The 26,777-nt window shown below is 42.0% G+C and carries 23 protein-coding genes and 1 pseudogene; 12 read left to right on the top strand and 12 right to left on the bottom strand.

Annotation, left to right across the window (positions count from 1 at the left end; translation table 11 throughout):
* The first annotated feature begins 176 nt into the window (after positions 1 to 176).
* Positions 177 to 1,349: a baeRF7 domain-containing protein gene (locus V7K41_RS29735; RefSeq protein WP_334854087.1), complete on the top strand. Its 1,173-nt coding sequence runs from the start codon at positions 177 to 179 to the stop codon at positions 1,347 to 1,349.
* A gap of 296 nt (positions 1,350 to 1,645) precedes the next feature.
* Here the strand turns inward: V7K41_RS29735 and V7K41_RS29740 are convergent, their stop codons facing one another.
* From V7K41_RS29740 to V7K41_RS29755, 4 genes are all read right to left on the bottom strand, one after another.
* A complete protein-coding gene (locus V7K41_RS29740; protein WP_334854089.1) occupies positions 1,646 to 4,879 on the bottom strand; it encodes a TIM-barrel domain-containing protein in 3,234 nt (1,077 codons plus the stop codon).
* Positions 4,880 to 5,033: 154 nt separating this feature from the next.
* A complete protein-coding gene (locus V7K41_RS29745) occupies positions 5,034 to 5,747 on the bottom strand; it encodes a hypothetical protein (protein ID WP_334854091.1) in 714 nt (237 codons plus the stop codon).
* Positions 5,748 to 5,828: 81 nt separating this feature from the next.
* The gene (locus tag V7K41_RS29750) at positions 5,829 to 7,160 is read right to left on the bottom strand and encodes an FG-GAP repeat domain-containing protein (RefSeq protein ID WP_334854093.1); all 1,332 of its coding nucleotides are present in this window, start codon (positions 7,158 to 7,160) and stop codon (positions 5,829 to 5,831) included.
* 758 nt (positions 7,161 to 7,918) lie between these two features.
* Positions 7,919 to 10,267 (bottom strand): putative PEP-binding protein, encoded by a 2,349-nt coding sequence (locus tag V7K41_RS29755; RefSeq protein WP_334854095.1) that lies wholly within the window; start codon positions 10,265 to 10,267, stop codon positions 7,919 to 7,921.
* Positions 10,268 to 10,966: 699 nt separating this feature from the next.
* Between V7K41_RS29755 and V7K41_RS29760 the strand changes: the two genes are divergently transcribed.
* Entirely contained in the window at positions 10,967 to 11,440 is a 474-nt protein-coding gene (locus V7K41_RS29760) for an MgtC/SapB family protein (protein WP_334854097.1), read from the top strand.
* Between the two features lie 166 nt (positions 11,441 to 11,606).
* Here V7K41_RS29760 and recF read toward each other — a convergent pair whose 3' ends face one another.
* Both recF and V7K41_RS29770 read right to left on the bottom strand, forming a co-directional pair.
* On the bottom strand, positions 11,607 to 12,731 hold the full coding sequence (gene recF, locus V7K41_RS29765; protein WP_334854099.1) for a DNA replication/repair protein RecF: 1,125 nt from the start codon (positions 12,729 to 12,731) through the stop codon (positions 11,607 to 11,609).
* A gap of 177 nt (positions 12,732 to 12,908) precedes the next feature.
* Positions 12,909 to 15,791, bottom strand: coding sequence for a cation-translocating P-type ATPase (locus tag V7K41_RS29770; RefSeq protein WP_334854101.1), 2,883 nt, complete (start codon positions 15,789 to 15,791; stop codon positions 12,909 to 12,911).
* A gap of 438 nt (positions 15,792 to 16,229) precedes the next feature.
* Between V7K41_RS29770 and V7K41_RS29775 the strand changes: the two genes are divergently transcribed.
* Positions 16,230 to 17,900 (top strand): transglutaminase family protein, encoded by a 1,671-nt coding sequence (locus V7K41_RS29775; protein ID WP_334854102.1) that lies wholly within the window; start codon positions 16,230 to 16,232, stop codon positions 17,898 to 17,900.
* An 11-nt stretch (positions 17,901 to 17,911) separates the two neighbouring features.
* Here V7K41_RS29775 and V7K41_RS29780 read toward each other — a convergent pair whose 3' ends face one another.
* Positions 17,912 to 18,088: a hypothetical protein gene (locus V7K41_RS29780; RefSeq protein ID WP_181373885.1), complete on the bottom strand. Its 177-nt coding sequence runs from the start codon at positions 18,086 to 18,088 to the stop codon at positions 17,912 to 17,914.
* A 31-nt stretch (positions 18,089 to 18,119) separates the two neighbouring features.
* Between V7K41_RS29780 and V7K41_RS29785 the strand changes: the two genes are divergently transcribed.
* The gene (locus tag V7K41_RS29785; protein ID WP_334854104.1) at positions 18,120 to 18,284 is read left to right on the top strand and encodes a hypothetical protein; all 165 of its coding nucleotides are present in this window, start codon (positions 18,120 to 18,122) and stop codon (positions 18,282 to 18,284) included.
* 89 nt (positions 18,285 to 18,373) lie between these two features.
* Positions 18,374 to 18,613, top strand: coding sequence for a hypothetical protein (locus tag V7K41_RS29790; RefSeq protein WP_334854124.1), 240 nt, complete (start codon positions 18,374 to 18,376; stop codon positions 18,611 to 18,613).
* 248 nt (positions 18,614 to 18,861) lie between these two features.
* On the opposite strand, the gene V7K41_RS29795 is transcribed toward V7K41_RS29790, so the two are convergent.
* Together V7K41_RS29795 and V7K41_RS29800 are read right to left on the bottom strand one after the other, a co-directional pair.
* Positions 18,862 to 19,530 carry a hypothetical protein gene (locus tag V7K41_RS29795; RefSeq protein WP_334854106.1) on the bottom strand — a complete coding sequence of 223 codons (669 nt, stop codon included), beginning with the start codon at positions 19,528 to 19,530 and terminating at the stop codon, positions 18,862 to 18,864.
* Positions 19,531 to 19,674: 144 nt separating this feature from the next.
* Entirely contained in the window at positions 19,675 to 20,529 is an 855-nt protein-coding gene (locus tag V7K41_RS29800; RefSeq protein WP_334854107.1) for a PD-(D/E)XK nuclease family protein, read from the bottom strand.
* Positions 20,530 to 20,675: 146 nt separating this feature from the next.
* Between V7K41_RS29800 and V7K41_RS29805 the strand changes: the two genes are divergently transcribed.
* The 4 genes from V7K41_RS29805 to V7K41_RS29820 all read left to right on the top strand — a co-directional run bounded on the left by V7K41_RS29805 (position 20,676) and on the right by V7K41_RS29820 (position 23,177).
* Entirely contained in the window at positions 20,676 to 22,100 is a 1,425-nt protein-coding gene (locus V7K41_RS29805; protein ID WP_334854108.1) for a phosphoglucomutase/phosphomannomutase family protein, read from the top strand.
* Between the two features lie 138 nt (positions 22,101 to 22,238).
* Complete coding sequence (locus V7K41_RS29810; protein ID WP_334854110.1) at positions 22,239 to 22,514, top strand: LapA family protein; 276 nt, start codon at positions 22,239 to 22,241, stop codon at positions 22,512 to 22,514.
* 13 nt (positions 22,515 to 22,527) lie between these two features.
* The gene (locus V7K41_RS29815) at positions 22,528 to 22,734 is read left to right on the top strand and encodes a DUF433 domain-containing protein (RefSeq protein WP_334854112.1); all 207 of its coding nucleotides are present in this window, start codon (positions 22,528 to 22,530) and stop codon (positions 22,732 to 22,734) included.
* Complete coding sequence (locus V7K41_RS29820) at positions 22,731 to 23,177, top strand: DUF29 domain-containing protein (protein ID WP_334854114.1); 447 nt, start codon at positions 22,731 to 22,733, stop codon at positions 23,175 to 23,177. The genes V7K41_RS29815 and V7K41_RS29820 overlap by 4 nt, the downstream gene beginning before the upstream one ends.
* Positions 23,178 to 23,621: 444 nt before the next feature.
* Here V7K41_RS29820 and V7K41_RS29825 read toward each other — a convergent pair whose 3' ends face one another.
* Both V7K41_RS29825 and V7K41_RS29830 read right to left on the bottom strand, forming a co-directional pair.
* Positions 23,622 to 24,026: a hypothetical protein gene (locus tag V7K41_RS29825; RefSeq protein ID WP_334854116.1), complete on the bottom strand. Its 405-nt coding sequence runs from the start codon at positions 24,024 to 24,026 to the stop codon at positions 23,622 to 23,624.
* Between the two features lie 2 nt (positions 24,027 to 24,028).
* On the bottom strand, positions 24,029 to 25,000 hold the full coding sequence (locus tag V7K41_RS29830) for a hypothetical protein (protein WP_334854117.1): 972 nt from the start codon (positions 24,998 to 25,000) through the stop codon (positions 24,029 to 24,031).
* A 317-nt stretch (positions 25,001 to 25,317) separates the two neighbouring features.
* On the opposite strand from V7K41_RS29830, the gene V7K41_RS29835 reads away from it, so the two are divergent.
* The 3 genes from V7K41_RS29835 (at position 25,318) to V7K41_RS29845 (ending at position 26,090) form a co-directional block, all read left to right on the top strand.
* Positions 25,318 to 25,488: a type II toxin-antitoxin system HicB family antitoxin gene (locus V7K41_RS29835; RefSeq protein ID WP_334854118.1), complete on the top strand. Its 171-nt coding sequence runs from the start codon at positions 25,318 to 25,320 to the stop codon at positions 25,486 to 25,488.
* Positions 25,489 to 25,555: 67 nt separating this feature from the next.
* Positions 25,556 to 25,843: a BrnT family toxin gene (locus V7K41_RS29840; RefSeq protein WP_334854119.1), complete on the top strand. Its 288-nt coding sequence runs from the start codon at positions 25,556 to 25,558 to the stop codon at positions 25,841 to 25,843.
* Between the two features lie 10 nt (positions 25,844 to 25,853).
* Positions 25,854 to 26,090 carry a hypothetical protein gene (locus V7K41_RS29845; RefSeq protein WP_334854121.1) on the top strand — a complete coding sequence of 79 codons (237 nt, stop codon included), beginning with the start codon at positions 25,854 to 25,856 and terminating at the stop codon, positions 26,088 to 26,090.
* Positions 26,091 to 26,097: 7 nt separating this feature from the next.
* Here the strand turns inward: V7K41_RS29845 and V7K41_RS29850 are convergent.
* Positions 26,098 to 26,682: pseudogene (locus tag V7K41_RS29850) on the bottom strand (hypothetical protein); the annotation flags it as partial.
* Between the last annotated feature and the right edge of the window lie 95 nt (positions 26,683 to 26,777).

Here is a 26,777-nt window from a genome sequence, read left to right on the forward strand (position 1 = left end):
GAGGAATATTGCCTATCAAAAGAAAGATGCAACTAGACTCTCCTTGAGGTGAAATAAACTCAGAAGCAAATGGTTGAACTTCAACCGCCATCATTTGAGAATAACGTCCTATCAGATCGTTGAATATCGATGGTCTGGTCTGATGTATCTGGTCACGTTGATAGGAGGGATATCTTATGCAATTAATCTCTAGAGAGGAAATAAAGACATTAATAGAACAGCCAAAAGGTAATTGTGTTTCAATTTATATGCCAACGCACCCAGCCGGGGCAGAAGTGCGACAAGACCCAATTCGCTTTAAAAATTTGGTCAAGGAAGCGGAGACTCGTTTAATTGATGCGGGTTTGGATGAGAAAGATGCGATCGCATTATTGCAAAAATCCCATGAAATTGATACCCAAGAGTTTTGGGAGCAAATGGGAGAGCAAGGACTGGCGATTTTTCTTTCTGAAAATATTTTTCGCTATTATCCTCTGCCAATTGATTTTCAAGAGTTGGTCGTGGTTACAGACCGATTTCACATCAAGCCACTGCTACCAATTTTAAATGGTAATGGTCGCTTTTATATACTGGCTTTGAGTCAACAAGATGTCAGGTTCTTTGAAGGAACACGCTACAGCGTCAATGAGGTGGAAGTAGAAAATCTCCCTAAAAGTCTAGATGAAGCTTTGCAAAGAGACGAGACTGCTAAAGAAGGTCAGTTTCGCATCGCCACATCAAAAGGGGGAACTGCTAATGCTTCTTCACAGCCGGGTACGTTTCACGGACAGGGAAGCCCTGAAAAGGATAAACACCAAGAAGACATTATCCAATTCTTTCAAATTGTTGATGGCGCATTACACGAGAAACTGCGATCGCAAAAAGCGCCTTTGGTGTTGGCTGGGGTAGAGTATCTCTTACCTTTGTATAGACAGGCAAATACTTACCAGCATTTGATGGATGAAGCTATCACTGGTAATCCAGAAATTCTCAGCGCCCAAGAGTTACATAACCAAGCTTGGCCGATTGTCGAGGCTGATTTTCAAAAGTCGCAACAAAATGTTTTAGAGCAATTTCACGAATTGTTTGGTGGTGATACTGGTAAGGCATCTAACAAGCTCGAAGAAGTTATCTCAGCAGCTTATTACCAACGGGTGGATTCATTATTAGTTGCAGTTGGTCAGCAACAGTGGGGTTTATTCGATCCAACCTCAGAAACGGTTTATTTGCATCCAGAAAAAGAAGCTGGTGATGAGGATTTGTTGGATTTTGTTGCTGCTCATACTTTATTAAATGGTGGCACGGTTTACGCTGTTCCCTTTGAACAGATTCCATATAGCACAGCCGTTGCGGCAATTTATCGATATTGACATTTTAATGGTGTTGTATAAAGTTGAATGTCTTATATACAACACCGACGATGATTACTATTCGCTCCTTAATCAGTCAATTTCTAATCGGTTTAGTCTTTTTGAGTGCAGCAGCTGTATTTACCCAGACTGCAACAGCAGAAACAATAACTGGACAATCGGGCAATGTACTGTGGCTTTGCTACTTTTAGTAGTAGCAGAGACTGATGGTTAGTGAATACAACCATCAGTCTCTGCTACCGCTCAATATCCGATTTTTCTCCCTCTAAAGGTTCTATTTTCCTAGAGGATCTATGTTAGACGTATTCTATGTTTATAGTGATCGACGGAATGTCATCGAACACCTTGATGAAAGTGATATCGATGTTCTCGTTGTAATACCAAGCATTCTTTTCAGAATCGCTAAGTTTTTTAACTCGTTCGTCAAGAGTGCCATCTTTAATTAGGAGGATTTCTAGCTCGTCTATGCTGACGCTCTGCAAGGGAGATGAATTTCTTATGTTAGATTTTACGTCCCTTGCAGGCAATTCAGATGGATCGTGCAATATCGCAACAAAGAAATATTCTTCCTTTGGCTTGTAACGCTTGACGTCGTCGTGGATACGCTCGACGTCGTCGTGGATACGCTCGATCTCGATCTTTCGCGTTTTCTTTTGTAAATCAAGATACTGCTGAGTGATCTTTGTCGCCCGATATTCGCCATTAGCCATTGGGTCTCTTCCCGGCAATTCTTTATCATCTCTCCAATCTTTCACTGGTGCAGAAGAACGGCTAACCCCATCATCTAAGTACATTATGTATCCAGCAGTTGAGGGATCGAATTTAGACTCCCCATCAGCAATATTGGCGGCATACCCAGGATAAATATTAATGGTAATAGGGTTAAGCTTTCCTTTGTCGTGGAGTTCACCAACATACTGTTCAATCTCAATGGTAGGAATGATCGCTCCTGCACGCACATAAATCGGTACAATGAAGTTAATGTGGTTGGGATCAGCACTTAGATGCGCATCGAACTCACGGATGGTAGTACCGCCTTCCACTGCACCATCTAGTGGCTGTCGGTTATTTTTAAAGCAATACCATTCACAGGATGGTGAGGGAAGGTAAATATCTCGTTTGCCGCGACACTTGTTCTCTTCATCAAGGATAGGTGCTACTAGCAAATCTCGACCAACAAAAAACTGATCATCTAAAAAGGAAATCTTGTCATTGTAAAGTGACTTATCTTCTGAGTCGTTGAGGAACATTGGGCGGCAAATCGGCTTCCCATTGAGGCAATTCTCGAACATTGCATCGTAGAACAACTGAAGCAGGCGATACCGTAATTCGATGTAGTATTTGCAAACTGGAAGTACCATCCGGTATTGATCTTGTGGTTCCGGCGGATTGTCATTAAACCATTCCATATATTGAAATGGTTCTTGGAATTCTTTCCGTCCTTTCCGCATATAGTGGTTACGGAACCAGGGGAGGAAAGCACCCGCAGCCGTCCAGCGCATGATCAGTTCTGGCCCTGCCCACTTTTCTGAGTCATTCGCCGCCTCAAACCCGCCGATGTCCTGACCGCAAATAGACATCCCGCACATTCCTAAAGAGATGACTTGCGATATATTCATCTTCAAGAAGTCCCAAGTCGAACTGTTGTCCCCCGTCCAAAGTGCTGCAAAGCGGTGCATTCCAGTGAAACTGCCGCGTCCAACGATAAAGTTACGCTTGTTTTTTCGCTCCCCTAGTGTGTCTGGGAAATTTTCGCCCAGTTCGTTGAGACCGTGATATGTGGCTTTGTGGAGGTTGTAGGAAAACAAATTCCACATTTTAATAAATGGTATCTTTTTGGGATCATTATCGGAGGTAAAGTCATTAGTTACTAGTAGTCGGAAGGGAAAACTCCGCATATCGCCTCGATTGTTACGAATTGCTGGTGTTGTCATATCCTGCCAGACAAACTCTAAGCCCATTTCAAAGAGATATTTATATTGTTTGCCCCACCACTCACGTATCTCTAATATTCCTAAATCGGGGTAATGACCAGGTGTCCCAAGCTCTTTTTTACCTTCTTGAGTATATACATCTCCGTAGTACACTTCACCCGTGAAAGGCTTCTTGTCATCATAGTTCGGGCAGTTAGGTTTGTTGAATTTTTCCTGTCCATTGTCGTAATCTTGATAATACCAGCTTTCAGTTTCTTTTGCCTGATGGCGTTCATCAACCACGAAATATTCTTTATCCAATCCCTCTTTATAGGTTTGGTAGTTCAGGTCTTTGTTGCTAATGATAGGGGTGATATTTGTGCTACATTTAATCCCCTTTTCTTTTAACCAAGCAAACATTCCTTTTGGGTCGGGGAATTCTTGCTCGTTAATTGTGAAGGTTTGATATTTGTTTTGTATGTCTACATCGATGTGAAGACCATCAAATGGTATGCCGTAATCCCGATACTTTTGAACAACCCACTCTAATGCTTTGCGATTTTCATATCCATAACATCCTTGGTGGTATCCTAAAGCATAGCGAGGTTTGAGGCGAGAGCGCCCAACGATTGAAGTAAAACCATCAATGATGTTAGCGGCATCTTGGCCCAAGAAGAAGTAATAGTCGAGATCGCCAAAACGAGTCCCATACATATACCGACTGGAGTTGGCGTAGCCGATATCGATCAAGATTTGAGAGGGATTGTCAATATAAATCCCGTAAACGCTATTTTGATCAGGAACGCCGTTAAATTCCATAAAGAAAGGATCGGAATGGTAAAGCGGTTCTCGCCCATCCAAAGGCCCGACATTATAGACCTGGCGATAGCGCATATTGTCAAAGTTGAAATAATTGACTTGTGCGGTATTTTTACATAGTGATTTTCCGCCTTGTTCCCCAAACCCAATATATTTAGCAGTCGCTGGCTTTTTAATTATCTGAAGAATTGCGTAATCCTCTTTTTCTATACCGTTGAATGTGTAGTAAATTCCATTTTCTTCGGTTTCCCAGACTTGAAAAAAGTCGTTTTCGTCTTGATCAATATCATCCCAACTGGCGTACTTGTAAACTGTAATTTTGAAGGGATTATATTGTACCGATACCTTCATTATCTTCTTATGAAGATCATGATACTTATACTCATACTCAGTCACTAACTCGATAGACTCTTCATTTTCTTCTGACTTTATTATCCAAAATTGCTCTTTTTCGTCTAAATCCTTTCTTAACTTTTCAAGCGTATCCCGAACGATGGAGCGGGTGTTCTGAGAAGTATAACTGTCTGATCCATCTGAAGCTGATCCATCTGAACTTTTAAAAGGGTTGAAGCGAACTCTGAAAATATCTTTTCGCAGGAATTGGAGGAGCATAGAACAGCGTCCTTTTTCTACTCCAGGGATATTGTTGAACTCGATAGTCAATGTCTTCTTCTCTTCATTGAATGATGCAGAAACAGCCTTCTCGATTTTGTGCCATTTTTTGTAATCTGCAAAGAATTCTTCAACCTTCACAAATCTATAGGAATGGGAGTTAGAAATTGAAATTGAATCAGACATAAGAATCTCCTAGATTGTGCTTTAAAAAAGATTTCAACAACCTACACCTGCTGATATATTCCATACTCAATATCAAGAGATAGAATGGCTATTTCTAAAAATTTGAGATAGAAATAAGGAAAAAAATCGAACGCCTCGATTTCTCAGCACTGAATCAGCTAGCTTTAGTAGGATGAAATTCGATCGCTAACCAAATACAGTCTGTATCGGCATAGTATTGATGCCAAGGATAGACATATTTTTGATTCTCCTGAACTTGGCAAAATGGGACAGATGTGGTAAATCCTGGACTCATTAACATGTCTTCGTAGAGGGAGTTGAATGCTTTTACTTGAAATTTCTGCATTCTTCCCTGACCAAAGATTTGGGTATGAATCTCGATAAAGTTGTGCTGGTTATGGATGGCACAATCAGAATTTGAAGGAGCAAACCATAAGTTAACCTTGACGGAAAACCTTTCTTTTTGTTGGGGCGTACTCCATTGTCTTGTCATCGAATAAGGATCGAATTCTACGATTCCTGCCTCATCTTGGGGAGAACGCCACAATGGTACATCTTTGGGAAAACCATCAATAAGATTACCTAATAAATCCCAGTTTGGCTCAAAAATGAGCTTGGTAATATTGTTAGTTTCAACCACTTTAAGCAAAAGTAAGGATTCTGCTTTTTGGATGATGGTATCGTTAAGAATCGTGGATGAAAAAGCGGGAATAACGCTGGCGGGAGCTTGGCTGAGGTGGGCATCTGAGGCTTGGGGATTGATGACGATAGTACGGTTTTGGATGAAATAGTTTTCGACGTTTTCAATGTACTTCGCATCGATGTAAGCACCAGAAAAGTTAAGTAGTTTGGCTTTGTTGGCTTCCATCAGTTTTTGAGGTTAAGTTCAATGACTAATTGATGGGACTGTAGCTGAATCGAGGGCGCGATCGCACAGTTTCAAGCTCCTCTACGTTTTGGCAAAGTCGTTATAGTAAACAACAATGGATGGATTTTCTGTACAATAATATCCACCTACGGAATAGCCGATAGTGGCAAAATCTAATCTGCCATCACCATCAAAATCTGCAACGGCGATCCGTGCAGCAGAATCTTCAGAAATACGCCATTTAGCAAACACGCCATTTTTAACATCTATAGCCTTGTAGTAAAAGACACCTTGCCAAGGCATTGGCCCTCTCAAAGCAACGAGAAACTCATCGTCACCATCTTGATCAAAATCTGCACAAACTACGAAATGTCCTGGCCCTTCTCCAATTACATTGGGATCGTCATAAACATCTAATACAACTCTTTTCCAAGCACTGTTAATAAGAGAAGAACTACTCTCATTGTCCTTGCAGTAAACAACTACTGTATTGCCATGAAATGGTTCGACGGCAGCAATGTAGGCAAAATCATCATCTCCTACCTTACCTGCGTCTACATCACCACTACCTTTGAAACCTGTTTTATTTACTTGACCTATTTCACCTGTGCCGATCGCTTCCCCATACCATACACCATCTTCAAGGCTGAAATAGATCCATGTAATCCCTTCTTCAGAAGCAATCAGTGCAGAATCAAGATTTGAGCCAGACTCAATGTTATACTTCTTGACTGATACGCCGTGAATGACATGGAAATAAATTAAACGGGCATTTTGATCTTCAGGATCTGGCTTTTTATTATTTTTCTCATAGTATTTCTTGTCATATACTTTGAGAGCTTCCTCCTTCCACTCTTTTGCTCCATAAAGATCGTCAGGCTCAGTGAATACCACAATTGGTGTAATCGAGTGAACATCATTTGGCTTCCCCACAATAGGTAAGCCAAGAACCTGTAGTTTTGTTTCCTGCGTAAAATAACCTACCTTGAGGCGGTGCATGGAAGTAGCGCGGCCAATGTAATGCCTTTTCCAATACGGTTCAGAATTACCTGGATTTTCCAGCCAAACAATTTTGCCTCCTTCAGGATCGCAATTCACCATTGTTTGACCGTATTGGTAACAAATGACAATATCATTCCGTCCATCCCTATTGACATCTACATGGTGCATACCAACAGGGCCAATATATTTGGCAATTAGTGTCTTTTTCCAATCATTGTTTCGATACCAAGTTACTTCACCTTGACCTAGCCCATATCCCACGATATCTGGTTTGGAGCTACTATCTATGTCTTTGGAGTCACCATCTACGTTAAACGCTTCAATCCAGTAACCGTCTTGGCGACGATCTTCAACTAGCTGCCGTCTAAATTTAGGGATAGAAAATTTGTACATCTGTTTGTTAATTACCATGTCTCTTGTTCTACATAAGCAAGCGAGTGCAATAGACTATCAACCAAGCTGCACCTAGCTTATAGCCTATTCAATGCTTGAATTGCTTTTGTCAGATACGATGTTTGATTAGAGAACTCAGATATTAACTTGGGGCAGTTAGTACTAATTCAACAGGGTTGTCACCGCCCTTAGCTTTCAACTAACCACTTTAAATCTAGTAACTTGCTTACTGGCTCAGTATTTTTACTGAAAAATAAGTAATTATACATTTCCTTTGTAAATTTCAGTGTGCATTTTTTGTTGAGAAGTGATAAAAATACAAATAAACTTAATATTTGAATCAATATACTGTTGATATAAATACTTAAGTACAAGCTACAGGGTATACAAGAAAACATAAAAGTTATTCTCATCTCCAAAGGCTGAACTTCAGTCTTTGTTTTGTCGCAAATACTTGTTACATTAACAATTCAGCAGTAATGACTTTTGAAATAATGGAAAGCAATTGCTGGCTTTTTACTTGGTCAACGCCTCATCTATATCTGTAGAGCGGGGCCATCATTCTAATATTCTCTTAAAAGCTCAAACCCAGGATTGTTTCCCAAAATTTCTGCCATCTTAAGTTTCTCCATCTTTGCAGGACGAGCGGCACATCTTGCAGCGATCGCCTCATGCCACCATTTATCAGCAGCATTTGGGACAGCCAGAGCGGAATATATGCAACCTCTGCTCAGACTTTCTGCAAAATCTAAAATCCAAAATTGAATTACTCCTAACTAATGAAGTTTTCGTCGTGCTGCTGCTAAAATTAGACGTTGTTCAGCACGAGCGATCGCTTGATATGTTCGCTCGACTGCTTCTGGTTCAACAGAAATGGAAGTAATACCCCATTCCACTAATTTATCAATAATTTCTGGATAAAGGGCTGGTGCTTGACCGCAGATTGAACAAGGTATACCGGCACTTTTAGCCATTTGGATCAGTTGAGCGATCGCACCCATAACTGCTGGATGACGTTCATTAAAAACTTTTGCTAGCTGTCCTTGTTCTCGATCTACTCCTAGCAATAATTGGGTCAGGTCATTTGTACCAATAGAAATTCCCGCCACACCTGCTCTTACATATTCTGGTAATAAAAACAAGACACTTGGCACTTCTGCCATCATCCACAATTGAAACTGCACCACATCGGTTAAAAAAGCTTGCTCAACTTTGCGACGACAAAAGACAAATTCTTCTACAGTCCGCACAAAGGGCAACAGCAGGTTTACATTAGTGTAGCCAGCTTGCTGTACATTCACCAAAGCTTTCAGTTCTAGCTCAAAGACTACGGGATTTTGTAAATAGCTAAAGGTGCCGCGTTCACCTAACATCGACTGGGGCGAAGATTGTAAATTATCACTCAATGATGGTAAATCCTGCGATCGCCAATCTAAAGAACGATAAAAAACGGGTCTTGGGGTAAAGGCACGAGCAAATTGCATAATCTGCTCAGACCATAGCTCTAACAATTCTGCCTGACGCCCGCTTAAAATCCAACTATTGGGATGTTGCGCGTTCAATATATTTAGTACCATCAATTCGGAACGCAACAATCCCACTCCATCCACAGGCAGGTTTTGCACTTGTTCTATTAAAGTGGACTGACTCAAGTTAACCAGCAATTGGGTAGCAATCATAGGTAGATGAGACGTAACAGCAGGATGAGGCGCTTTCGGGTTGGGGTGATGGGAGGAAAGAAGATTTTCTTCTCTCCCTTTGTCCATCTCCTCCTTTGAGTCTCCTTTGATGCGAAAAACTTCTCCTCTGTCGCCATCAAGCAGCAGTCGTTCGCCAGTTTGGATTAAAGTTGTGGCAGATGTGGCGTTGACTACTGCTGTGATACCTAATTCTCTAGCTAGAATTGCCGCGTGACTAGTTAATCCCCCTTGTTCTGTGATAATACCACCAACTTGTTGCAATAATGGCAACCAATCAGGTGTAATCGTTGGTACTACTAAAATTACTCCCTTCGGTAGTTGTTCGGGTTTCTGTTGCGGATTAATAATTACCAGGGCAGTGGCTACAACCCGTCCTCCGGCTGCTCCTAGTCCCCGAATCAAGTGTGAGTAGGAAATTGATTGGGAAGGACTAACTTGTGTGATGTAAAGCTTGTCAGATGTCGTTTGTTGAGTGATAGTCCACTTAATGGTAAAAGTTTTACCTAGTTCACTTACCAGTTGAGTTCCCAGAGCAATTATTTGTTGTAAGTATTCTTCTTGTAAAGAGTACTGTTTTTGTTGGGCTTCTGGAAGTAGATAGGTAATCAAACAATTGCGATCTGGTGTTAGCACTGAGTTGGGTACGGGTTGCGAAAAAGTTCCAGATGCTGCATCATCAACACTATAAGCCAGCATTTTATTACCCAGTTGTTGCTCAAGCACAACTCTAGTTTCCGGTTGAATGTAGTAAACATCTGGCTGTACTTCGCCAAGAGCTATCGCAATTCCTAATCCCCAAGTAGCTTCAATTTCCCACCCAGAGGAGTTGGCTGTGAGCAAGCCACTGGCGATCGCATTCTCAACAGGTTGCACCAAAACTGCGAGATTAATTTGTTGCAGATTAATTCCTGAGTGCTGCCAATATAATAGACTTCTGGCCCGAAATATCTGGCTCCAGGTACGCTTTAGAGCCAAAGCGATCGCTTCCGGTTCGCACTGGCAAAATACCGACTCCACTAAACCCGATATATTGTTGTTTATACCTGGAGTAGCAGTTGATACTGCCAAGGAAGGTCGAAGAATCAAACAGCTAGTTTGCCATTCTCTAGCTGCTTGGAAAATTGTACTCACCCACTCCGGGGTTACAGTCGCAGTCAGTATTTCTTGGCGCAAGCGACTAGCCACCTGCTGAAGTTGACGCCAATTAGTGACATCCAGGTGTAGCGAAGAATAAGGTAAGTCAGCTACTAATGATTCCGAACTATTGAGATTTTCGAGAAATTGTCGCAAAATTTCTGCCGAAACTACAAAACCAGGCATCACCGGATAGCCACGCTGGATAATTTTGCTCAAGTAAAAGGCTTTGTCACCTACTTTGGCGCGGTCTTGTAGTTTAATTTGATCTAGCCAGTAGAGTTTATTCACTCAATTTGTTAATTGTCTATTTGTAGCCACAGCAATTTCTTTTTGGTATGTTATCAGGTTAATCCACTGACTTCTGAATAAAAAGTACTTAGGACTTACAGCAGTTTTCTTTTGCATGAATTACAAAGTTACGGGTTTTGAACCAGAATACAGCAGGTAGAGACTCCTGACAGCAGAATTCAGAATGGGCTGCCCTAACAGGAGTCAGAAGTAAAACAGGCTTTATACCTGGCTTTGAGACGAATCGTTGTGTACTTCAGTAACTTTAAATACGCTGTATAGCTGATTTACTCGATTTGTACATGGCCGTATCATATTTAATTGTTGAGTATATAGGTTAAATCTAACAATTTAAGGTATGATTCTGTGGCTAAGTCATTTTAAATAGCCAAAAAACTAATAAACTTAAAATTCATGTAGTTTGCCCAAATTACGATCGCTGCCACAATTTAACAATGCCAATCTCCATTCATTGGCCAGAATAATATTTTATTGAAAAATAATCTTGATAATGGAAAATATTAATTCTCAGTTTCAAAATCATTACTGAATTGATAGAATCCCAATATGAGATAGGCTATTGCACTACACCCATTGGATTAAACTCCATTAATAAGACATTAGAATAGTTTTGTACTATTTTTATAAAAATATTACGATTTAACCTAGTATATAGAATTCTCCATATCAGACTAAACATTGGCAAACACTTACTACCTTGCAACTGATGATTGGCTGAATATCAGCTTCCGGCTATGTACTGCATTGCTTATTGGAGCAATCATCGGCTTAGAACGCCAAATTAGGCGCAAACCAGCAGGTTTAAGAACTCACATACTGGTGAGTTTAGGTTCAGCCTTATTTACCTTGATAATTATGCTGCAAACAGCAGGACTGCAAGCTAGTCCTGATGCACTTAGCCGCGTGATTCAAGGGATTGCAGCTGGTGTAGGATTTCTCGGTGCTGGGGAAATTGTGCGTCAATCTTCTCAAGAATCACAGCAACTAGAAATTCACGGACTCACCTCAGCAGCGGCTATTTGGGTTTCGTCTGCATTGGGAATTGCTGCTGGCTGTGGTTTATGGCAGCTAGGATTAATCAGTGCTATGCTGACTTTTTTAGTTCTCAACGTTTTTAAAAGGTTTGAAAAACATCAAAAAAAATCAGAGTAGAGGCATACAAATAGATGCTATAAATCCCTGTATAAAAATATCTTTAAATCAATATAGTTCAGAATGAGCAACAAAACCCTGATGTATAGACGCAATAAATCGCGTCTTGAAAGACCAATTATCTACATAACCCTTAACCCAAGCGTATTGATCTTTAAATAAATTTTTAATTTTTAATTGTTAATTCTCCTGCTTTCACCAAAAGAATTTGGGATGACTTCAACCATTGGGAATCAAAAGAACCCAAGTGAGTGGTAGTAATCAGAGTTTGAAAGCGGTCTTGAATGGCATCAAGCAATTGATTTTGGCGGGATAAATCTAGTTCGGCAAGAACATCATCCAGCAATAGTAATGGTGGCTCTTTGACGACTTCTTCAATTAATTGTAATTCGGCTAATTTTAAGGCTAGAACCAGCGTTCGTTGCTGACCTTGAGAACCATATTGACGAGCGGGTGTCTGGTTAATGGTTAATTCTATTTCGTCTCGATGGGGGCCGACAAGAGTAGTACCTTGGTGCATTTCAGCAACGGTTCGCTGCTGAATTTTTGCTAAAAAAGCTTGCTGTACTTCTTCTGGCTGGTTATCCTCTAAAGGAATATTAGGTACATACTTGATTTGCAGAATTTCTGTACTGCCACTGATACTGCCGTGCCAGGTGGTAGCAATGGGAGCTAATCTTTGGATAGCGCGATCGCGTCGTCTAATTACCCTAGTTCCTGTAGTAGCTAACTGTGCATCCCACAGCGCTAGTTCTGATTGTAAAGACGTTGCATCCAATGTCTCTACATGGCGTTTTAAAAAGGCATTGCGCTGGCGTAACACATGGTTATACTGCTGCAAAATGTGAGCATAAACTGGTTCAAGTTGAATTAACAGTGTATCTAACCAGTTGCGGCGACCTTCGGGGCCGCCGCGTACTAAGTCTAAATCCAAGCTGGAAAATTGGACTGCATTGAGAACCCCAAGAAAATCCATTTGACGGCGGATCGATTCGCCATTGAGAGCAACGCTACGGCGACCATTACGGCGCAGGGTTAAGGTCAGGTCGCTAACACCTGTTTGTCGCTCAAGGGTGGCATTAATTTGGGCTATGGCTTCCCCTTCTTGAACTAAATCGCGATCGCGGGTCATGCGGTGCGATCGTAATGTCGCCAGTAACTCCACCGCCTCCAACAAATTCGACTTTCCTTGAGCATTATTACCTACCAAAATTGTTTTGGCAGCAGTAAACTCAACATTTTGGTCTTGATAATTGCGAAATTGTCGGAGGTGAAGGGTTTTCAAGTACATAGTGATAATTGGGCATGGGGCATTGAGGATTAGGCATTGGAGAGCAGGGAAACAAAGAAGAAGTAGGGGAGCAGGGGAGTAGAGGAGCAGGGGAGAAATAAATTGCAGTAAGTTTTTCCCTCTGCCCCTCTGCCCCTGTGCACCTCTGCCTCTTATGCCCTATGCCCCATGCCCAATTTACACAGCCTTCTTGCCCATAATCCGCAAAAATATCTTCTCTGCTTCAATCCAGACAAACATTAAAGCACTGAAACCAATACAAACCCCCAACTCTTGCATATTCAAGTAATGAGTACCAAAGAAATCTCGCAGAGGCGGGACGTAAACTAGCATCAGTTGCAAAATCGTGGTGACGACAACAGCCGCTAGGACAAATATATTGGAGAACGGATTCATCTCGATGGTCAGTCGGTTGTTGGAGCGAATGGCGATCGCATGACCCATTTGGGCAATACACAAGGTAGTAAATACCATTGTTTTCCAAGCTTCGGGATTTCCCTGATACCCAGCAGCATGGGTATGTTGATAAGCCCACCACATTAAGGCAATGGTGATAATGGCAAAGATGATGCCAATGCGAATCATGTAAGAACCCAATCCCCTAGCGAAAATGCTTTCGCGGGGACTAAAAGGCGGACGTTGCATGACATCCGGTTCTGGAGGTTCCACAGCTAATGCCAAGGCTGGTAAACCATCTGTCACCAAGTTCATCCACAAAATTTGTAAGGGAGTCAGGGGAACACCTCCCAAACCGATTAAGGGTGCGGCGGCAATTGTCAGAACTTCACCAATGTTACTGCCCAAGATGTATTTAATAAAGCGGCGGATGTTGGTATAAACAACTCTGCCTTCCTTGGTAGCGCTGACAATGGTAGCAAAGTTGTCATCAAGTAGCACCATGTCACTAGCTTCTTTACTGACATCAGTGCCAGTAATACCCATTGCAATACCGATGTCGGCTTGTTTGAGGGCTGGAGCATCGTTGACACCATCACCTGTCATCGCCACAAATCTACCCCGGCGTTGCAGTGCTTGGACAATTCGCAGTTTGTGTTCTGGGGAAACTCTGGCATAAATGCTCACTAGGTCAACATTTTGCTCTAATTCCTGGTCAGTCATCCGTTGCAATTCTTGACCTGTGAGAACACGTACACCGGAGGGGTTGCCGGAGGCATCGCCTTCTTGGGCAATTCCTAAATCAGTGGCGATCGCTCGTGCTGTTAATTGGTGGTCGCCAGTAATCATCACTGGGCGAATGCCTGCATCCCGACACTCTTGCACAGCTGCCCTGACTTCTGGGCGTGGCGCATCTAGCATTCCCACCAATCCCAGCCACACCAAGCCTTGCTCAGATGCCTCATCTGAACCTTCCGGTGGAACCTCTACTAGCGGTTTGTAGGCAAAACCTAGTACCCGTAGACCTTTACTCGCCATCAGGTCATTTTCTGCCAAAATTTTCTGGCGTTGTGCTTCGGTTAAGGGGCTTGTGTCATTACCCAAATGAATCTGAGTGCAACGTGCCAAGGTTAACTCTGGAGAACCTTTGGTAAACATTAAATAAGGTTCTGATTGCAGAAAACCGGCGATCGCAGGGTCAACGCCTCTCGAAAATGCTTCACCTGTGGCGACTCCCTCCACCTGAGCAATCACGCTCATCCGCTTACGTTCTGAGGAAAAGGGGAACTCTCCAACGCGAGGTAACTTACTGTTCCACTGGTCTTTTTCGATTCCGGCTTTTCCCGCCAGGGTGAGTAATGCCCCCTCTGTCGGATCTCCCAAAATCACCCATTCACCTTGTTCTTTTTGCAATACTGAATCATTACAAACAGCACAGGCGACTGCTAACGCGGAGATTTCTGGAGACTCCTCTAGGGAAATTTTTTGACCATTTAACTGAAAGTCCCCTGTGGGAGCATAACCTTCGCCGATGACGCGAAAAGTTTTGTTATTGGTGGAAATCGATTGCACGACCATTTTATTTTGAGTCAGGGTGCCGGTTTTATCAGAACAGATGGTCGTTACAGAACCCAACGTTTCCACTGCTGGCAATTTGCGAATCAAGGCATTTTGGCGTACCATTCGCTGGGTTCCCAGTGCCAAGGTGACAGTAATTACAGCTGGTAAACCTTCTGGCACTACAGCAACCGCCATACTCAAGGAAACCTCCAAGAGTTCTTGAATATTTTTAAAACCCCCGTCTCTGATCACACCACCAGCGACGACGATCGCCACAAGAATCAAAGAACCTGTAACCAGGACATTACCCAGTTGAGTCATCCGCTGCTGTAAAGGCGTAGGTTCACTTTCCACCGCCTGCAACATGGTGGCAATTTTGCCTAGTTCTGTAGTCATTCCAGTGTTAGTCACCAGAACCTTGGCGCGTCCTTGGACTACTTCAGTTCCTTGAAAAACGACATTGAGGCGATCGCCTAATGATGTTTCCTCCGGCAATTTTAATGATGCCTGTTTATTCACCGCTTCCGCTTCACCAGTCAATGCCGACTCACGCACTTGTAAATTAGACTGTTCGATCAAGCGTCCATCTGCGGCTATCTGCATCCCAGCTTCTAGCAGCATTACATCCCCTGGAACTAGTTCTTTAGCTGCTATCTCCACCAGTCTGGTGTCGCGGATCGTCCGCACTAAGGGAGAAGTCATTTTTTTCAAGGCTGCTAAGGCTTTTTCAGCACGGCTTTCTTGCACATAGCCGAGTATGCCATTAAGGATAACAATTGCTAAAATTGCGATTGTATCTTTAAATGGCACTTCACCAGGCTTTAATCTGCCCTCCCGCAAAGCCATCAGGTCTAAAAACCCAGAAATGAGAGCTACGCCAATCAGCATCAACAACATAATATTCTTGAACTGATCCAGCAGAATTTCCCAAGCACTACGGCCAGCAGTTTCTTCAAGTTCGTTGGGGCCGTATTTTTGTAATCTCTGTTGAATTTCTTGGGGTGTTAAGCCGCTGTCTGCGTTACTATCAAGCAGGTCTAGCGCTTTATCAACTTCTAAACTATGCCAAACGGCGGCACCTTCAGGCAGAGAATTAGCAGACATCGTGTAGGTCACAGCAAATGGTTACAAAATTCGATCATAATTTAGTGATGGCAGGAATTCCATTTTCTAAAGTTACATTAAGCCGATCGCCCAGTTGTATGAGTGTATATGTAATTCTTAATATTTGTAAATTCCTCCTTTTTTGACATAGTATTATTTCTCACGAAAGAGTTTTTCGGAACACATTGTACCGATAATTATTAGTACCTCGCCGTAAACGTAGCGATCGAGAACCACTAATTGATGTACTTGGTAAGAGCAACGCCCATTGTGGGCAGTCTTTTAACTCAGCACTCTTCATCCACCCCAATCGGGGGAGCCATTGCTCGACTAGGATTTTCCATTTCAAGCAATTGGTGTGACGGCGGTAAAACCGCTTGAGTCATGTTTCCTCCCCTACCTAAAGGTGAGGGTTTTTTACACTTACCACAAGGTTTTATGAGTTTTGCACTCCCCACTTTGACCGTTAGCCAGATGTTTGGGCAAAGAACAATTCGACCGCTTACTGCTGCTGCCCTGTGTGGCATTACTTTCATTAAAGATAGACTGATTGCCATTGACAGTATTAAAGGGCATCTACTGGAGATCGATCCCACCTCTGACAACAGCAAAATTCTCAATCCCCATCAAGTTGAAGAATTTACCGATGTCACTGGTCTAGCGGTGTGGGATGATACTCTATGGGCAAGCCGAGAAAATAGTGTTTATTTGTGCAAGCTCAACGCTTTGGATCTGGAACATTTTGTAACATTGCCTTATGCAGCTGATGGCGTTGCTGTTTGGGAAACAACAGTTTATGTCAGTTGCCAAAGGCTGGGCTACATTCTGGTTTTTGACCGCGAAACGCGAAAAGAGATTACCAGATTTTATGCCCCTGGAGTTGGGATAGAGAATTTGGCAGTCAACCAAGAAATGCTATGGATTTGCGATAGCACCGAACAATCAGTTTACGCGATGGACAGAGCCACGGGAGAACTGCAATTTAGCGTCCTGACACCCTTTGAATGTCCCACAGGCATAGCAATACACAAAAATGACGAAACAGGCAAAGAAAGTATTTACGTCGCCTACGCCTCAGAGGAGCCTTATATCCGGGATAACCCCAATGCCGATCCGAGTCATGAGCTAACATTCCGCGATCGCACTTTTATTCATCCTCTGTATTATCATTACCAGCCAGATAAGCGTTACGCCCTCTCTAACGGCTATCTGATTGAAATGTCTTATGCTGAGGAAATTGCACCTCTAGACGAAGTTTATTTACCTGATGTGGAATGGCGCATCGCTCTACCATCGGAAACTGAGCGTCAAAAGGTGAAACACGTTGAACCTATTGGTATACCTTTTACCGAAGAAGTGATAGAGGGGCAACGTGTAGCAGTCTTTAAATTTGATTCTCTTGCACCAGGCGAACGGCATATATTTGGCTGGAAAGCACTTTTGGAAGTTCGAGGTATTAAGTATCGCATCACACCTAGAGATGTAGAAAATATACCTAAACTGTCCCTAGAATTACAAACACGCTACCTAGTGGACGACGACCATTTAGCAATGGATACTACCATTGTTCGCCGTTCCGCCAGAGAATCGATTGGTTCTGAAACCAATGTGCTGCGGAAAATGCACAGCATCCGTAACTATGTTTATGATGAGTTATCCTACGGTATTAAACCTTACATTGACACACCAGATATAGTTTTAGAGCGGGGCGTTGGTTCCTGTGGCGAATATGTCGGTGTTTTACTTGCCCTATCCCGTTTAAATGGCATCCCCTGCCGCACCGTAGGCAGGTACAAATGTCCTCCCCATAGTGACTTCGTAGGAGTACCGCTACAACCCGACTTTAATCATGTTTGGCTAGAATTTTACGTCCCAAATTTCGGCTGGTTGCCAATGGAATCAAATCCTGACGATGTGAGTGAAGGTGGGCCTTATCCGACGCGCTTTTTTATGGGTTTGTGCTGGTATCACATTGAAATTGGCAAAGGTATCACCTTTGAAACCGTGACAAGTCAAGGTGCGCGCCTAACCAAAGAAGATATCCCCATCGGTGATTTGGCGATTAATCATATCCGGTTCACAATTCTTAAAGAATTACCGCCTTTTTGAATTTCTTCCATTTATTTACCCAAATTATGCTTTTTAATTAGCTCCTGGTTTTCAGGTTTATTGAGCCAGTCTTCTAGAGCCTCAGCGATCGTATCGCTGAGGTTTTTATCTTTGAGAGCTACCACAGCCCGAAACAATCGGTTTAACTCTGGAGAAACATAGCCCCGTAATTCCTTCTTTTCACTCATCAACCTTGCACAGTTTACAACCGCTTAATTTTTGCATAGCTTTTTAGGCTATGTTGATTTAGTGGTTTATCCTATTATCCGATTGTCCTATTTAGGCAGTATGATTGTGAGTGTTGGAATGCGATCGCCCTCCGGCTGGACACCAAATAAAGCGATCGCTGATGTTTACCCCCCCTATTGGGAGATTAATAAATGATGACACAAGTACAAGCCAAGGCTGAGTTTGAGGAATTTTTTGCTCAACAAGCAAGACCAGAAGTAGGTGCAAATTATTTTGTGGGATTTATGACTCAAGGCTTTTTGTCAGGGGCTGATTTCACCATCAATCAAATATCCTCTCAAGCAACTCCTCTTAAAGAACCACTCAAACATTTGTTAATTGGTTTTTCTAAAGCTGTAACCAGCACAATTCGTTATTTGCAAATTATTAGTTATGCAGATGTTGGCGATTGGAGTCCTCTGCTACCAAGCCCCAATCCAGGCGAGGTAATGAGCATTTTGAATAAACCTATTCTGGTGCAATAGCCATCACGTTAATACTCACATTACCAGATTAATCGTGATGCAATAGAAAAATTAGCGAGTAGGGTGTGTTATGTCGTAGGCTAACGCACCTTAATCCTCTCTGCTTAACCACTATTTTCGTCTACTTCTGAACTCTTGTTCTGAGTCAAGTATTCTTCAAACAATTCAAAAAATTTTTGTAGTGCCTCATGCTCATCTACAGAATAGAAAAAAATTATCTTAGACCATGACTCGCGCTTGTATTGAGGTCAGTCTTTCCTATCACGAGGGGGTGAATTAGCTGGCCGTGTATCAGCACGAACTACATCGCTAATCCATTCTCCCTCAACATTATTGTTAGAAGAATTTGCATAATCATCCCATGTCATGGTGTCGCCAGTAGAGTATTCATAAACGACTCCACGAGTTTGATTATTACCATCTCCATCATTTAAACGAATCCAGGTTACATAATCACCAGATGGAGGATAACCACCACCAAATTCAATACCTGGATACTGAGCTAAACTTCTAATTGCCCCTGGTGCAGGTCGCCAACTTCGATAATGATGAGTTACAAATTTGTCAGGAGAACCAGACCTCTTGTAATGTACTGTTTGGTGAAATTTGTAATTATAAAGAACTGAAGGTTGACCTTGTGGCCCACAAACCAAATTAAGTGGATAAAAAGAACAATATCTCTCCTTCGCTTTATTTAGAGCCTGCTCATTTTCAGCTTTAATTGTGCTAATTGCAGCCTTCGTAGTAGGAGTTAATTCTGAGCCAGCAGCGGCACATTCAAGTTGAATATCACAAGCGTCTAGAGATGACAGCAATGCATAAATAGGTTGAGGTAAAATTCCCTTAAATATTAGAAGTAAAATAAACGTCGAAATTCCTACTAATCTAAATACAGATTGATTTGTGGTTAATTGCATTAGTCTTAACTCCTTACAACCAAAGATAAAAATCGGTGTATCTAACATCTAGGTTGTCTGATAGGAGAAGAGAATCAGGTCAGTAAAAATACGAGTATTTAGTAGATTGTTTTGAAAATTGACCAAGCTGTATAGGTAAACCAATTAGCTATTAACTCTTAAACTGGGCAATGGATATGATTGATGCTGCTTAAAATCGGCAAAATCACAGATGGAGTTAAATGGGCAAAAGCGGCAGTGAGAGCCAGGATTAGGAGGGAATATTTTACTGAAATTAGTAGTTTCTTCCTGATATTTTTGCAAATCGTGCTGGTGCTTGTGGGCAATATTCGCTAACTCAAATTTTAAGGATTCCAATTCACTATTATTTATACTAATTAGCTCAGACTTTTTACATATTTCTAAATTATAAAATGATGCAACAGCTTCTCGTCCAGGGTAAAGATAACGAGCAGCTAACAAGTAAACCAATGCCTGTCGTCTGTCAAAAGCCGACTTACCAGTTTTGAAATCCAAAATATGTAAAGTGCTATCAGACTCAATAAAAACGCAGTCCATAGCCGCATATAAACGAAAGCAATAATCTTCTTGTTCAACTACTATCGGTTTAGGAAAGCCTTCATCACCCGGAGTTAATTGGATAATATCTTTATCCAAAAGCAACGGCGCATCATGATATTTTTGCAAAATTTGCAGTACACGTTGCTGGACTTGAACGCTTGAGTTGCCTAATTTAAGTAGCTGTGCAACTCTTTCTACACCATCTGCTTGCTTCAACAGATGCCTGTGATGATGAAACTCATAAACGCCTTTTTGAGCTAGTATGCCAATGCGCTGGGGCGCTGTGGCTTGCGTTAAAAGCGCTTTGACTTGTGGCTCGTGTTGCCGTGCTTTGATAAACCCCCGTCTCATCTGGCAATGCCAGCGTTCTTGCCCAGTCGCTGGGGCAACTAGAGACCAAAGGTGATAACTGGCAAAAGGTCGATCGGGGGTTGACATTGCTCAGAAACAGTGAGAGAAAATACGGTGGGGAGAAGTTTAAGCTAAGGCTTGCTTAGAAAAGAACTTCGGAGGATACTTGCTGCTACACACGCTTTGCGGGAAGCTTTTATAGTACTGATAATGTACCGGAGCAAGTGGCAAAAATGTCTAGCAAGATAAAATTTGGTACCGATGGATGGCGAGGGATTATTGCCGATGACTTTACTTTTCCGAATGTGCGGAAAGTAACAAGGGCAATCGCCACTTACTTAGAAACAGCCTACACAAAAGATAGACCAGTACTTATTGCCTACGATACTCGCTTTTTAGCTGACCAGTTTGCCCAAACAGCGGCCCAAGTATTAGCAGACTTGGGTTGGACTGTGAAAATTACCGATCGGGATTGCCCCACACCAGTAATTGCCTACAACGCCCGTCACCTAAATTCCGCTGGGGCGTTAATGTTTACTGCTAGTCATAATCCAGCACCCTACTGTGGAATTAAATATATACCCGATTATGCTGGGCCTGCCACTCCAGAGATTACTGATACTATTGTGGCAAATATAGAAAGTGCATCGGATGAGTTGCCTGGGAGCAACCCATCAGGTTCAATTTCAATTTTCGATCCGAAACCAGATTACCTACAATTTATCTACACTCTACTTGATGTAGAAAAGATTAAAAGCGCTAATTTAAAGGTAAAGTACGATGCTTTGTATTCTACCTCTCGTGGCTATTTAGATGAAGTTTTGCAACATAGTGGCGTTCAATTAGAAAGTTTCCATGATTGGAGAGATGTTTTATTTGGGGGTGGAATGCCAGAACCCAAAGGAGAACAGTTAGTTGAGTTAGTGGAAGCAGTAGTTCGCGATCAAGCTGATTTGGGCTTGGCAACGGATGGAGATAGCGATCGCTTTGGTATCGTTGATGAACAAGGAAACGTCCTCACTCCGAATACTGTGCTGCTACTTCTAGCACGTCATTTAATCAAAAACAAAGGTAAAACTGGCGCGATAGTCCGCACTGTCGCTACAACCCACTTGCTAGATAATTTCGCTGCTAAAAATGGGCTGCAAATTTACGAAACAGCAGTTGGTTTTAAATACATCGGCGAAAAAATGCGCGAAACTGCCGTGTTAATCGGTGGAGAGGAATCAGGTGGTTTGAGTATTATTGGTCATATTCCCGAAAAAGACGGGGTATTAGCCGATATGCTGGTGGCAGAAGCGATCGCTTATGAAGGCAAACCTTTGAGTCAGCTGGTTAAAGAAGCGATCGCTGAAGCCGATGGCCCACTTTACAACAACCGCCTAGACTTGCACCTCACAGAGGCGCACAAAACCGCCGTCATCGACTCTTTTACCAAAAATCCACCTACAGAGGTAGCAGGAATTAAAGTCAAGGAAGTGGGGCGTAAAGACGGTATTAAGCTCTATTTAGAAGAAGGTAGCTGGATTTTACTGCGTCCTTCCGGTACAGAACCACTGGTGCGCGTCTACCTCGAAACCAATACTCCCGAAAAACTCACCCAAATCGCCCAAGAGTTAGAAAGTGCCATTGCTAAACTAGAAGCAGTAGCAGTTTAATCTGTCAGAGTTAAGAATTAAGAATTATGAATTAGGAGTTAAGAATTGTAAAGTTACAATTCTTAACTCCTGATTTCTAATTTTGAGCAAAATATAACTCCTAACTTTTTACTCTTAACTCCTCACTTCAATCAAAATATGAAAATCGCTCCTTTTTTGACATCTCTAGTTGTAGCGGTTTGGGTAATTGCGATCGCAATTATTTCAGTCCAAAATGCCACACCCGTATCGTTAAAATTTTTAACATTCCAATCGATTCAGATACCAATGGGTTTAGTGCTAGCTTTTAGTGCCGGTATCGGGTTAATTGGTATGGCACTGCTGCAACCTCTGTGGGGACTTGCTGGTATTCGACAGGGTAATTCTAGATTGGAAGACGATGCCGAATTTTTTGTTGATGATGAAGATTTTTAAGGTTTGAATAGCTGTGCAGTACCAAAACATTATTACAATCGAACCAGGAAAACGAGGTGGTAAGCCTTGTATTCGAGGAATGCGAATTACTGTATACGATGTTTTATCTTATCTTGCCTCTGGGATGACCTACGAGGAAGTGCTTGATGACTTTCCTTATTTGACACAAGAGGATATTTTGGTTTGCCTAAGCTATGCGGCTGATCGAGAACGGCTATGAGCGCAACTTATAAAGCAGATTTTAATTTGTGGATTGAACAGACAACTCAACTATTGCGATCGCGCCGATGGCATGAAGTTGATGTAGAACATCTGATTGAAGAGGTTGAAGGCTTGGGCAAAAGTGAACGACTCTTTATTGCCAGTCAACTAACTCGCTTACTATTGCATTTGCTCAAGTGGCAATATCAACCCCAGCGTCGCTCAGATAGTTGGCTCGATTCCATCACCGATTCTCGTACCCAAATTGAGTTAGCCATAGAAGATAGTCCTAGTCTTAAGAGCTATCCTACAGAGCAACTTGAAGAAAGCTATCAAAGGGCACGTCGCCAAGCAGCCAAGCAAACAGGGATACTTGTATCCGTATTTTCCGAAGAATGTCCATATTCTTTAGAGTTAGTGTTGGATGAAGACTGGCTACCGGAAGCAAGCGATATTTTATAACTTTATTTGTAGCTATGTGATATGAAGTGTAGACGCAGCTACTTAATATGCATTGGTGAATCTGGCAAAAGTCGCTTTTACTTCTTCATTACTAGCAAAGTCTCAGCATTCGCTTCAGAAATCCCGTTTTGAATTTCCTCTATTTGCCACTAGTATATTTTTTAGATAAGCGGCTACTGCCTCATTAATTATGTAGCTGCGATCGCAGCCTGAATGAAGCGCGATCGCATCAAGTGCAGCCTTTTATCGCTATCTATTCAAAACGTAATATTTTCTTTGCTCATCGTCTTGTGAAAGTTGTATTGCAATATGTGGCAATGCAACATAATTATAGTCGCGATCGCTATTATTTCAGAGCGCTTGTAGCCTCACACTACATAAAAAAAGCCTGCGTTTGCAAGCTTTTTTGAAATATTTTAAGAGAGCGATCGCGCTGTTATAAAATCAAAATGTCCATTCGTGATCTGGATCATTTAGGGCGGCGCGAACAGAAGCTAAGTTAGCAAGGTCTTTGAAAGGGCTTGATTTAGCTATTTCTGTAATTGAGTTTAAGGTAAGGGCTAGTTGGTCATTATTGCCAGATGCGATCGCATTATCAACGACAGCAAACAAAGCGCGAAAGTTTTCTGCACGTTCATCAAAAGAGCGATCTAGATACGCCATCAGCAACTCTCGCTGGACGTTAATCTTGGTAATTGTTTCTTTTTCCCAAGCATCAATCTCTCGTCTGTTTGTCTTTTCCTGTTCGGCAACCTTCAGGTAATCAGTACAAGCTGAAACCATTTGCTGTAAGCATTCAACAGGATTTAGGTTTGCGAGTGCAAAAGCAGCTATTTTGTGTACTGACATGCTTAATTTCCTCCCAGAGTACGATACTTTGCTTGGATAGTCGTGCTGGCAGGATTCAGATACCCTTCACTGTCTAAGACAGGAGTTTTCATGATTTCTGCAAGTGCTTTCACCAGAAGTGCTACTTCTTGAAACTTGCTAGCATCGCGATCGCGATTAAAAGGTTGAGCTTCAAGCTGCTCAAGTGCGAATTTAGCACGGTTGTTTAAATTACACACTAAATTAGCCAGTTCCACTGTTCGCCGTTTAACCTGTAAGAGAAAATCTTGAGCTGCTTCAATATTGGCAATTTCTATGTTTACCCTAGCTTCGTACTCCCGCGCTTTAGTCAAAGCTTCCTCACCCTTACCAGCAAGTTGAAAACCTCCAACCATCAACGCAGGGCCAAGTGTAATACCTCCCAGTACAGCACCACCAACCGCCATACTGCTACCACCCAACCAAGCTATGGTCGCATTCCAAGCCGCAGCACCACCAAGTTGTGAAATACCAACTTCAGTAGCCCACAATCCAAAAAACTTGGAAACAGTAACTGTACCTACACTCCTTGCTAAAGTAACTGCACCAGAACCTGCTGCTGAAGCTGCAACGGCTGCTTCGACACCACCTTTCAACCACTGTTCAGCTTTGATAACTTCTGTTTTGTACTCCTGAATTTGCTGAGTGGAAATGTCTAATCCAGTTAAAATATCCAGATTGTTTTGGGAAGCTCGCTGACCAATTCTCTCAATAAAAGCTATAAAGTTTGAAATTGTACTCTGCTTGATACGAAGTTGCATTTGACCATAGGTTTCTGCTGACTGGTTGGTAATTTCCCAGGTTGCTTTTAAATTTTGCAAGCTACTTTCGTATTTTTGTTGAGCCTGTTCACCAATTTCCTTTGCCTGGTTCATATTGCCAATGCCTTCAGCACTTTTTACTGCTCCGAAGGCTCCAGTAGCCAAAGCAGCAGCACCCAAAATCAGTGGAATCATGAAATACTCCTGATTGCGATCAGTATTTGGTTAGTAATCGTCTACGGGTTAAACATAAAAAATAAGGCATCACCTTATACTTATCTTTCCCGGAGATACCAATTAATGAACATTCAGGAGGTATAAATTTGAGACTGCGATGGATACAACTATCAATCCTTTTCGTCTTGAGTGCGATCGCTCACTACAGGTAAAGCGATCGCAAATAGTCGCCGCAAATTGCGATAATTCTACGATCGCTGTTGTTCTCAACTAAAACCTCAGTACAGGGAAAAGGCGATAAAATATTAGTCGCAGTCTTGTAGAGATGATTGGCAATGAAAATTAAAGCAGTTATCTGGCAAGAAGATGGTGTATGGTGTGGTTCTGTACCAGCCTTACCAGGATGTCACACTTGGGGAGACAGCTACAAACATCTATTAGAGATGCTGCAAGATGCAATTCAAGGTTGGTTGGAAGTTAAACTTACCGAAGAAGATTTGGACTAAAAGCGATCGCTTATCACTGTAGATTAGTCACAGTTGATTTGCCTTGTGTCACTGGTATATTGAGTCCATGAAGTTTGAGTGGGATGAACGCAAAAACCAAAGTAACATCACAAAACATGGTTTCGACTTTGCTGATGCTACGCGCATCTTTACTTTACCGATGCTTGTCTACCTTGATGCTCGAGAGGACTATACAGAGTATCAGTATATCGGTATTGGACTACTTGATGGACGAATTGTAGTAGTTGTTTACACCGAGCCTGATGAGGAAATGGTTCGGATCATCTTATTAAGAAAGGCACTGTCTCACGAACGAAAACGCTATGAACGATACCTCAAGAACCGATTGGACTAGAGTCGATGCAATGAATGACGAAGACATCGACACCTCAGATATTCCACCCTTGTCGGAAGAATTTTTTGCTAAAGCACAATTGCGAATGCCCAAGTTACCTGTAACAATCACAGTTCAGGTAGATGCTGAAACTTTTGCTTGGTTCAAAGCACAGGGAGAGACTGGCGAACAGCAAATGGCTGTAGCATTAAAAATTTACGCAGAAGCACACAAAGCTTATCCACTATCTGAGGCGAAGTCAACGTAAGACCATACTAAATTGGATGGCTAGTTGGGTAGCTTTGGGTTAGTTTTGCTTGTAGATAATCAATAAAGTCCAGAATTTCTGTATCAGTGAGTTGTAGGCGCGATCGCTTGCCATATTTCTGCTGTAAATACTCCCTTCCCTGCTCTGGAGTCCAATTTAATTGGGCTAAATATGTGTCACTTTGAGCTATCAAAACTGCATGAATTTCTGATACCGTTGTATTACCAGATATTTGGATTTCATCTTGATGTAAATTTTGAAGACAATTAATTTTTAAACTTACTTTTTGTCCTAAAGCTTGCCAGTCAATTTCCCTGTGTCCATTCCAACTAACACCTATAGAACGATAAGTTACTGGATTATAAATTGCACAAAATACAATTGTTCTCTCTCCAGGACTGACTGCGATCGTCAGCGGATGATGCAATTGTTCAGAAGTCAAGGCATCAAGTGAAAGCAACAAACTTTTAGAAAAGTAAGATTCACTTCCTGAGCGGATAACATAAGGTTTGTCTGCCAGAATATGTAAATCAGTTTTTTCTGTTTCTCCATGTGAAGTTTCAACTTTTTTATTAACTTCTATCCCTGTTATCGGGACTTAAACAAAATAGGAAAGCAAAAAAGAGTATAATGCTAACCTAGTATAGCTTTCACGTTGAAAAAAGCTGATGAAAGAAACTACCCCCG

The sequence above is a fragment of the Nostoc sp. genome (genome assembly GCF_036917415.1).
In the GTDB taxonomy this organism is placed as follows: domain Bacteria; phylum Cyanobacteriota; class Cyanobacteriia; order Cyanobacteriales; family Nostocaceae; genus Nostoc.